Origin of the sequence: Nocardioides sp., from assembly GCF_036401255.1 — a bacterium.
In the GTDB taxonomy this organism is placed as follows: Bacteria; Actinomycetota; Actinomycetes; order Propionibacteriales; family Nocardioidaceae; genus Nocardioides.
The window spans coordinates 1-8,440 of record NZ_DASWVI010000194.1 but is presented as its reverse complement, the minus strand read 5'-3'; the positions used below and the strand labels follow the sequence as shown (position 1 = coordinate 8,440).

General features: G+C 72.0%; 9 protein-coding genes and 1 pseudogene. 7 read left to right on the top strand and 3 right to left on the bottom strand.

Annotation, left to right across the window (positions count from 1 at the left end):
* Positions 1-287: FAD-binding protein (locus VGD85_RS09210; protein WP_331063153.1), on the bottom strand; the 287-nt coding region annotated here is incomplete at its 3' end.
* 165 nt (positions 288-452) lie between these two features.
* On the opposite strand from VGD85_RS09210, the gene VGD85_RS09205 reads away from it, so the two are divergent.
* Positions 453-1,625, top strand: coding sequence for an MFS transporter (locus tag VGD85_RS09205; RefSeq protein WP_331063152.1), 1,173 nt, complete (start codon positions 453-455; stop codon positions 1,623-1,625).
* A 6-nt stretch (positions 1,626-1,631) separates the two neighbouring features.
* On the opposite strand, the gene VGD85_RS09200 is transcribed toward VGD85_RS09205, so the two are convergent.
* Together VGD85_RS09200 and VGD85_RS09195 are read right to left on the bottom strand one after the other, a co-directional pair.
* Positions 1,632-2,429 (bottom strand): hypothetical protein, encoded by a 798-nt coding sequence (locus VGD85_RS09200; RefSeq protein WP_331063151.1) that lies wholly within the window; start codon positions 2,427-2,429, stop codon positions 1,632-1,634.
* A gap of 7 nt (positions 2,430-2,436) precedes the next feature.
* On the bottom strand, positions 2,437-3,012 hold the full coding sequence (locus tag VGD85_RS09195; RefSeq protein WP_331063150.1) for a cob(I)yrinic acid a,c-diamide adenosyltransferase: 576 nt from the start codon (positions 3,010-3,012) through the stop codon (positions 2,437-2,439).
* A gap of 232 nt (positions 3,013-3,244) precedes the next feature.
* Here VGD85_RS09195 and VGD85_RS09190 point away from each other — a divergent pair, with 232 nt between their 5' ends.
* The 6 genes and pseudogenes from VGD85_RS09190 to VGD85_RS09165 form a co-directional block, all read left to right on the top strand.
* Positions 3,245-3,553: an STAS domain-containing protein gene (locus VGD85_RS09190; RefSeq protein WP_331063149.1), complete on the top strand. Its 309-nt coding sequence runs from the start codon at positions 3,245-3,247 to the stop codon at positions 3,551-3,553.
* Positions 3,554-3,622: 69 nt separating this feature from the next.
* Entirely contained in the window at positions 3,623-5,656 is a 2,034-nt protein-coding gene (locus VGD85_RS09185) for a protein meaA (RefSeq protein WP_331063148.1), read from the top strand.
* Between the two features lie 32 nt (positions 5,657-5,688).
* The gene (locus tag VGD85_RS09180) at positions 5,689-5,889 is read left to right on the top strand and encodes a hypothetical protein (RefSeq protein ID WP_331063147.1); all 201 of its coding nucleotides are present in this window, start codon (positions 5,689-5,691) and stop codon (positions 5,887-5,889) included.
* A 38-nt stretch (positions 5,890-5,927) separates the two neighbouring features.
* Positions 5,928-6,452, top strand: coding sequence for a ferritin (locus VGD85_RS09175; protein ID WP_331063146.1), 525 nt, complete (start codon positions 5,928-5,930; stop codon positions 6,450-6,452).
* A 363-nt stretch (positions 6,453-6,815) separates the two neighbouring features.
* The gene (locus VGD85_RS09170) at positions 6,816-7,874 is read left to right on the top strand and encodes a phosphatase PAP2 family protein (protein ID WP_331063145.1); all 1,059 of its coding nucleotides are present in this window, start codon (positions 6,816-6,818) and stop codon (positions 7,872-7,874) included.
* Positions 7,871-8,440, top strand: a pseudogene (locus tag VGD85_RS09165) (hypothetical protein); the annotation flags it as partial. The gene VGD85_RS09170 and the pseudogene VGD85_RS09165, both read left to right, overlap by 4 nt.

Below are 8,440 nucleotides of genomic sequence, written 5' to 3'. Positions count from 1 at the left end.
GCGATGGCGCCCGCGTTGTGGCCGGTCGTCTGGGGCGCGACGCGGAGGCCGTTGTCCCGCGCGTAGGCGACCGCCTCGACCACCTCATCGACGCTCTTGGCGATGACGACGGCGGCCGGGCGCTGGTCGACGGCGACGTTCCACGGCAGCCGGGCGGCGTCGTACCCGGCGTCGCCGGGCAGGTGGACCCGGCCGCCGATGAGGCCGCGCAGCGCCTCCGCGGGGGAGCCGTCGGCACGGGGTGGGGTGGTGGCGCTCGGGCCCTGGGTCTCGAGCTCGATGCTCATCGGGTGACTCCTTCGTCGGTGATCGGTGGGAGGACCATGCCGGTCACCACTGGGAGCCGGCTGCGAGTCGGCTGGGAGCTCGGCGGGGCCGGTCCTACGAACCCGATCTGGACCGGTCAAGAAACCGGTTTGGAGCGCGACCACGTCATCGGGTTGGGTGGACCCGTGCCCGCCGTCCTCCCCGCCCGCAACGCCGTCGCCGTCGTGTTCATCCTCAACGGGTTCTGCTTCGCCTCGTTCGTCTCCCGGGTCCCCGACATCCGCAGCACCCTCGACCTCAGCAACGGCCGGCTGGGCCTCCTGCTGCTCGCGATCTCCGCCGGATCGGTGCTGGCGCTGCCGTCGTCGGGACGGCTCATCGACCGGGTCGGTCCGGCCGGCGCGGTGCGGCTGGGTGCGGCCTCCTGTGCGTTCGGGTTGACCCTCGCCACCCTCAGCATCGGGGTGTGGGAGACCATGCCGGTGGCCGCGGTGGGGCTGTTCTTCTATGGCGTCGGCACCGGGGTCTGGGACGTCGCGATGAACGTCGACGGCGCGGCCGTCGAGCGGCACCTCGGTCGCACCGTGATGCCGCGGTTCCACGCGGGGTTCAGCTTCGGCACGATCGCGGGATCCGGCCTCGGCGTGCCCATGGCTGCGCTGCACGTGCCGATCGAGGTCCACGTGACGGCCGTCGTCCTGCTGTCCTTCGGTGCCGTGGTGGTCGCGGCCCGCTACTTCCTCCCGCCCCCGCCCCCCGAGGAGGTCGCGGCGCCGGCGCGGTCGGCCTGGCTGGAGCCGCGGACGCTCGCGATCGGCGTGATGGTGCTCGCCTTCGCGCTCACCGAGGGCAGCGCGAACGACTGGCTCGCGCTCGCGCTGGTCGACGGGTACGACGCCGCGCACTGGGTCGGGGTCGCCGGGTTCTCCCTGTTCGTGACCGCGATGACCGCGGGCCGGCTCGTGGGCTCCGCGGCACTGGACCGGTTCGGCCGTGCCCCGGTGCTCTGGGCGACGACGGCGACCGCGCTGGCCGGCGTCCTGCTCGTGGTCTACGGACACTGGGCGCCGGTGGTGGTCGTCGGCATCGTGCTCTGGGGCCTGGGTGCCTCGCTGGGGTTCCCGGTCGGCATGAGCGCGGCCGCCGACGACCCGGTGCGCGCCGCCGCGCGGGTCAGCGTGGTCTCGACGATCGGCTACGCGGCGTTCCTCACCGGCCCGCCGTTCCTGGGCTGGCTCGGTGACCACGTCGGCACGCTGCACTCGATGCTGACCATCGCGGTGCTGATGGGCCCGGCGGCGGTCGCCGTGCTCGCGACCCGGCCGGCCGCTCGCGACCGGCAGCCGACCCTGTCCTGACCGGGCTCACCCCTCCAGGCCGAGGTTCTCCTGGGTCGACGTGACGAGGAAGACCACGACCTCCAGGTAGTCGGCGACGCGCTCGTCGTGCTCGGTGCGGGCGTCGGCGGCCGGCACGGTGAGCACGACGTTCTCGACCTCGGTCTCGCTGGGCCACGGGCGGAGCTCGGCGCCGTCGACGTCGCGCACCAGGAGGTGCAGGCCGATGTCGCCGATGAGCGCGCGCCGGCGGTGGAACTCGGGATCGGCCGCCAGCGTGGCGAGCGCGTCGTCCCACGCGGGGTCGGTGGTCGGGACCCGGCCGAACGCCGGGTCGTCGGGCGCGTCGAGCGCGGCCTCCACCTCGGGGTCCCAGGCCGTGGTGACGCCGGCGGGGAGACGGCCGGACTTCCACTGCAGCCAGAGCCCCAGCCCGTCCTCGAGCGCCTCCGTCGACACGTCGTCGAGCCCGGCCTCGGGGCCGTCGTCGGGGTCGTCGTCGTCACCGAACCCGGCCACGAGCAGCGACTCCGCGTCCTCCCACTGCCAGTCGTCGGGATCGAGCGGCCCGGACTGGGTGAGCTCTCGCTCGAACCGCTCGCGACCGGCGGCGATCACCGCCGCCGCGATCCACTCGGCGGTGTCGCCGGTGTGGGAGGCCGGTACCGATCGCCGGTCGAGCAGCTCGTCGACGCGGCGCTGGATCTCCTCGCCCAGGTCGTCGCCCTCGGCCGGGGAGAGCGCGGCCTCCAGTGTCCGGCAGGTCCGCTCGTCGGCACGACCGCCGAGCAGCGCGATCAGCTCCCAGAACCGGCCCGAGTCCACGGCCGGGTCAGTCCCGCTCGCCGCCGGGCACCCAGAGCACGTCGCCGTCGCGACGGTTCGCGTGGCGGGCCAAGATGAACACCAGGTCCGAGAGCCGGTTGAGGTAGGTGATGGCCAGGATGTTCATGGTCTCGCCGTGCACCTCGTAGGCCGCCCACGCGGACCGCTCCGCGCGGCGCACGACCGTGCGCGCGACGTGCAGCAGCGCGGCGCCGGGGCTGCCACCGTTGAGGATGAACGAGCGCAGCTTGGGGAGCTCCTCGTTGTAGTGGTCGCACCACGCCTCGAGGCGGTCGACGTACGCCTGCTCGACGCGCAGCGGCGGGAACTCCGGGTTCTCCACGACCGGTGTGCAGAAGTCGGCGCCGACGTCGAACAGGTCGTTCTGGACGCGGGTCAGCACCGCGACGACGTCCTCGTCGAGACCGCCTTGCGCGAGCGCGAGGCCGAGGTGGGCGTTGGCCTCGTCGACGTCGGCGTACGCCGCGAGCCGGAGGTCGGTCTTCGTCGTCGTGCTCATGTCGCCGAGTCGGGTCTGCCCGCCGTCGCCCGTGCGCGTGTAGATCCGGGTGAGGTTGACCATGTGCCGAGCGTAGGGCACCCGCGGCGGTCGGACCGACGGCCGGCCGCGCATGACCCCCGTCACAGCGGGGTACGACCCGGATCGAGGCCCGCGGACGGGCAGCGGAAATATCCGGCCGCGGGACGCAACCTCACAGGTGTCACCGGCGTCATAGTCAGTGACGAGCACGCCATCGACGTCAGACGGATGGAGCGACCGGGGCTTCTCTGGGCCCCGGAGGACGGGGCACAGCATGGACATCACCACCGACGGTCCGACACTTCTCCTCAGCGGCGACTTCGACGTGCGCAGCACGTGGGAGGCCCGCAACGCCATCTACGAGCTGATCGAGGGTCACGACGAGGACGTCGTCGTCGACCTCACCAACGTCGCCACGATCGACATGACGGCGCTCAAGGTGCTCGCGGTCGCGACCCGCCAGGCCGGCCGCGACGGTCGCCACCTGACGCTGCGTGGCTGCGGCCCGGCCGTGCGCCGGATGCTGCACCTGTCCCGGCTGATCCGCGTCGTCGAGGTCGAGCGGGTGGCGGCGTCCGCGTGAGGCGCATGTCGGATAACCCACACGTCCGGGCGGTTACCAACTGGTAAGTCTCGCCTTACCCTCGGACCCATGACCGAGAAGGACCGCCCCCAGAAGGACCGTCCGTGGGTGATGCGGACGTACGCTGGGCACTCGACCGCCGCGGCGTCCAACGCGCTGTACCGCACCAACCTGGCCAAGGGGCAGACCGGCCTGTCGGTCGCGTTCGACCTGCCGACGCAGACCGGCTACGACCCCGACTCCCCGCTCGCCCGCGGCGAGGTCGGCAAGGTCGGCGTCCCCGTGCCGCACCTCGGTGAGATGCGCCGGCTCTTCGAGGGCATCCCGCTCACCGAGATGAACACCTCGATGACGATCAACGCCGTCGCGATGTGGATGCTCGCGATGTACCAGGTCGTGGCGGAGGAGCAGAACCCTGACCTGTCGCCCGAGGAGGTCGCCGCCCAGCTCGCCGGCACCACCCAGAACGACATCATCAAGGAGTACCTCTCGCGCGGGACCTACGCGTTCCCGCCCGAGGCCTCGATGCGGCTGATCGCGGACATGATCGCCTACACCGTCCACCAGATCCCGAAGTGGAACCCGATCAACATCTGCAGCTACCACCTGCAGGAGGCCGGCGCGACGCCGACGCAGGAGCTCGCCTACGCCCTGTGCACCGCGATCGCCGTGCTCGACCAGGTCAAGAACGCCGGCCAGGTCGACGAGGCCGACTTCGGACGCGTCGTCGGCAGGATCTCGTTCTTCGTCAACGCCGGCGTCCGGTTCATCGAGGAGACCTGCAAGATGCGGGCCTTCGGGCAGCTCTGGGACGAGATCACCCGGGAGCGCTACGGCGTGGAGGACCCGAAGATGCGGCGGTTCCGCTACGGCGTCCAGGTCAACTCCCTCGGACTCACCGAGGCGCAGCCCGAGAACAACGTGCAGCGCATCGTGCTGGAGATGCTCGGCGTGACGCTGTCGAAGAACGCCCGGGCCCGTGCGCTCCAGCTCCCGGCGTGGAACGAGGCGCTCGGCCTGCCGCGCCCCTGGGACCAGCAGTGGTCGTTGCGCCTGCAGCAGGTGCTCGCCTACGAGTCCGACCTGCTGGAGTACGACGACATCTTCGACGGCTCGCACGTCATCGAGGCCAAGGTCGCCGAGCTGGTCGAGGGCGCTCGCGCCGAGATCGACCGGGTCCAGGCGATGGGCGGGGCGATCGCCGCGGTCGAGTACATGAAGTCCGAGCTCGTCTCCTCCCACGCCGCCCGCCGCGCCCGGATCGAGTCGGGTGAGGAGATCATCGTCGGCGTCAACAAGTTCGAGACGACCGAGCCGTCGCCGCTCACCGCCGACCTCGACAGCGCGATCATGGCCGCCGACCCGGAGGCCGAGCAGAGCGCGCTGGCCAGCATCGAGGCATGGAAGGGACAGCGCGACGACACCGAGGTCACCAAGGCGCTGGAGGACCTGGCCGCCGCGGCGAAGACCGACGCCAACCTGATGGGCCCGACGCTGGTCGCGGCCCGCGCGGGCGCGACCACGGGGGAGTGGGCCGGCACGCTGCGCGAGGTCTTCGGCGAGTACCGCGGCCCGACGGGCGTCTCCGGCGCGGTCGCTCAGTCGATGGCGGGGTCGGCCGGGGCCGAGCTGACCGCGGTGCGCGAGCGGGTCCGCGAGACCGGCGAGCAGCTGAGCGGACATGGGGGCGGCCGCCTGCGGCTGCTGGTCGGCAAGCCCGGGCTCGACGGCCACTCCAACGGCGCCGAGCAGATCGCCGTACGCGCCCGCGACGCCGGGTTCGAGGTGATCTACCAGGGCATCCGGCTGACCCCCGAGCAGATCGTGGCCGCGGCGGTCGCCGAGGACGTCCACTGCGTCGGGCTCTCGATCCTCTCCGGCTCGCACATGGAGCTGGTGCCGGCGGTGCTCGACGGGCTGCGCGAGGCGGGGCTCGGCGACGTCCCGGTCGTGGTCGGCGGCATCATCCCCGAGTCCGACGGCCGCCGGCTGCGCGAGCTCGGGGTCGCCGCGGTCTACACGCCCAAGGACTTCGGGATGACCGAGATCATGGGCGGCATCGTGGACGTGATCCGGCAGGCGAACGGTCTCGACCAAGGTTAGGCAACCCTAAATCCTCTGGTAGGGTGGCGGCCGTGCCCAAGGCCCCCAAGCCCGCCAAGACGCGCAAGCTCCCCAAGACGGAGTGCTGCGCGTCGAAGACCAAGTGCGGTCGCTGCCCGTTGCGGATGCTGAAGGAGGGCACGCTGCCGGCCGGGTATACGGTCAAGAAGCGCAAGCTGGTTCGGGTGGACGGCAAGAAGGTCACCAAGAAGAAGCTCGCGAAGGCCGCCTGAATCCAGGCTGAGCGACCCCCGACCTCGAGGAGCACCCCGTGGCCGCACCCCGGTTCACCGACCAGCTCAACGTCCAGATCGGCAACGAGCTGGCGGCGCACAACCAGTACCTCACCTGCGCGGTCTACTACGACGCGCTGACGATGCCGCGGATGGCGGCGTTCTTCTACGCCCAGGCGCTCGAGGAGCGGGCCCATGCCGCGATGATGATCCAGTACCTCCTCGACACCGACGCGGACGTCGTCATCCCCGCCGTCGAGGCACCGGTCAGCTCCTTCGAGGACGTCGTTGCGCCCGTGGCCCTGGCGCTCGAGCAGGAGAAGCGGGTCACCGAGCAGGTCAACGGGCTGCTGCGCATCGCTCGCGAGGAGAGCGACTTCGCCTCCGAGCAGTTCATGCAGTGGTTCATCAAGGAGCAGGTCGAGGAGGTCGCCACGATGAGCGACCTCCTCGCGGTCACCACCCGCAACCGTGACGACATCGAGGACATCGAGGAGTACGTCGCCCGCGAGCAGTCCGGCGTGGAGGACGACCCGACCGCGCCGCGCCAGGCCGGCGCCTAGGAGTCTGCTGAACAAGACGGGCGAACGCGAACGGCGTCCGGTGCGTGCGGTGGCAAGGCGGCCGAGGAACGGCGTGGCGGGTCACTCCGACCGAGGCGAACGCCGCCAACGCTCCACCGGGCGTCGCGTAGCCGCGCGGATTGTCATCAGACTCCTGGTGCGGCACTAGCTGTCTGAGCGGGGCACGAGGCTCTCGAGACGACCAGGGCGCGCGAGCACCCGACCGTCGGGTCGGGGTCGCGACCCGGATCGACCCGTGCACGCCGAGCCTCGCGGCCCGGGCGTTCGCGGGGCTCGCTATGCTCCGTGGGGGCCGGCCTGTCTGCGTCCGGGTGGGTCGAGGGTGAGCACGAGGTGGGAGCGATGGCGAGCGAAGCGATGTCGGGGCGAGAGGCGCTCCGCCTGACGTCGTGGGTGTGGGCCCTCGCTGCGCTGTTCGCGTCGATCGCGCTGCTGCGCTCCGAGCACCTCGGCATCCCGCTGCGCGACCCCGGGGGCGCGATGTTCCGCGGCCGGCTCACGACGGCCGTCGTCATCCTGGTCGTCCTGGCCCTCGCCGACGCGCTCGTGCGCGGAGTGCGGACCGCTCCGCTGCGATGGTCGCTCCTGGAGGCCGTGCGCCACCTCCGTCGACGGTGGACCCCGCAGCGCCTGCTGCTCGTGGGCTCCGGACTGCTCGCCTACCACGTCGTCTACATCAGCTACCGCAACCTGAAGAGCTGGGACGCGCTGAACACCCCACGCGACGACGACCTCCTGTCCGCCGAGCGCTGGCTGTTCCTCGGGCACAGCCCGGCGGTGCTGCTGCACGACGTGCTCGGGCACCAGGAGGCGGCGGTCGTCCTCGCGTTCATCTACCGCTCGTTCACCTACCTGGTGCCCCTGTCGGTCGTCGGCACGCTCGCCCTGCTGCCGCGCGTCCGCGAGGCCTACGTCATGCTCTGCTCCGCCCTCTGGGTCTGGATCCTCGGGCTGGGGTCCTACTACCTCATCCCCACGCTCGGGCCGTTCGCCTCGGCGCCCGAGGAGTTCGCCGGGCTGCGCCCGACCGCGATCACCACGACGCAGGCCAAGTACCTCGCCGAGCGCGCCCACTTCCTCGCCGACCCGCACGCGAGCGACGCCTTCGTGAGCATCTCGGCGTTCGCCAGCCTCCACGTGGGCTTCACCTGCACGGTCCTGCTGGTCACCCGCTACTACGGCTGGCGTCGGATCTCCAACGTCCTGGCGGCCTACCTCGCACTGGTCATGGTCGCCACCGTCTACTTCGGCTGGCACTTCGTCGTCGACGACGTCGCGGGTGTGCTGCTCGCCGTCCTCGCGTTCACCCTGGGCCGGCTGATGGTCCATCCGGTCGGCCGAGGGCCGGACTCCGCCGAGGAGGTCGCCGAGCTCGACGAGGACGCCGTGACGTCGGCATGAGCTCGGTCGCCCGCACGCTCACCGCCGACCCACCGGTCGTCGGCGAGGTCCCGCTCGACCCGGGCCCGGCGCTCCGGCCGCACCTCGCGCGGGCCCTGCGGTCGCCGGTGCTGTTCGCGATGGTCCTGGCCGGCGCCGCCCAGCTCCTGTGGTGGGCCTTCTTCGCCACGGCGGGCGGCGACATCGCGGCCCAGGACGCCTGGGCCCAGTTCGCCCGGCTGCACCCCGGGAGCGCCTACAACCTCGCGTGGTACGGCGGGATGCACCCGGTGTCCTACAGCGTCTTGTCGCCGTACCTGATGGCCGCCGTCGGGGTCCGGACCACGCTGGTGGTCGCGGGCACGCTGGCGGCGGGCCTCCTGGCCTGGCTGCTCCTCGGCCGGGGGCGCAGCGGCCCCCGGGCGATGCTCGTCGCCGGCTACGCCGCGCTGGCACTCCTCGGCAACTCCGTCTCCGGCCGGGTCACGTTCGCGCTCGGCACGCTGTTCGCGCTGGCCGCGATCTGCCTGCTGCTGGGCTGGCCGCAACACCGCTCGACGGAGCTGCCGCTGCGGCCGGCCCGGGCC

Bases quoted from the DNA above. Each gene is read 5' to 3' on its own strand.
- VGD85_RS09195 (WP_331063150.1), bottom strand. From the start codon at position 3,012: ATGGTCAACCTCACCCGGATCTACACGCGCACGGGCGACGGCGGGCAG.
- VGD85_RS09190 (WP_331063149.1), top strand. From the start codon at position 3,245: ATGGACATCACCACCGACGGTCCGACACTTCTCCTCAGCGGCGACTTC.
- VGD85_RS09185 (WP_331063148.1), top strand. From the start codon at position 3,623: ATGACCGAGAAGGACCGCCCCCAGAAGGACCGTCCGTGGGTGATGCGG.
- VGD85_RS09170 (WP_331063145.1), top strand. From the start codon at position 6,816: ATGGCGAGCGAAGCGATGTCGGGGCGAGAGGCGCTCCGCCTGACGTCG.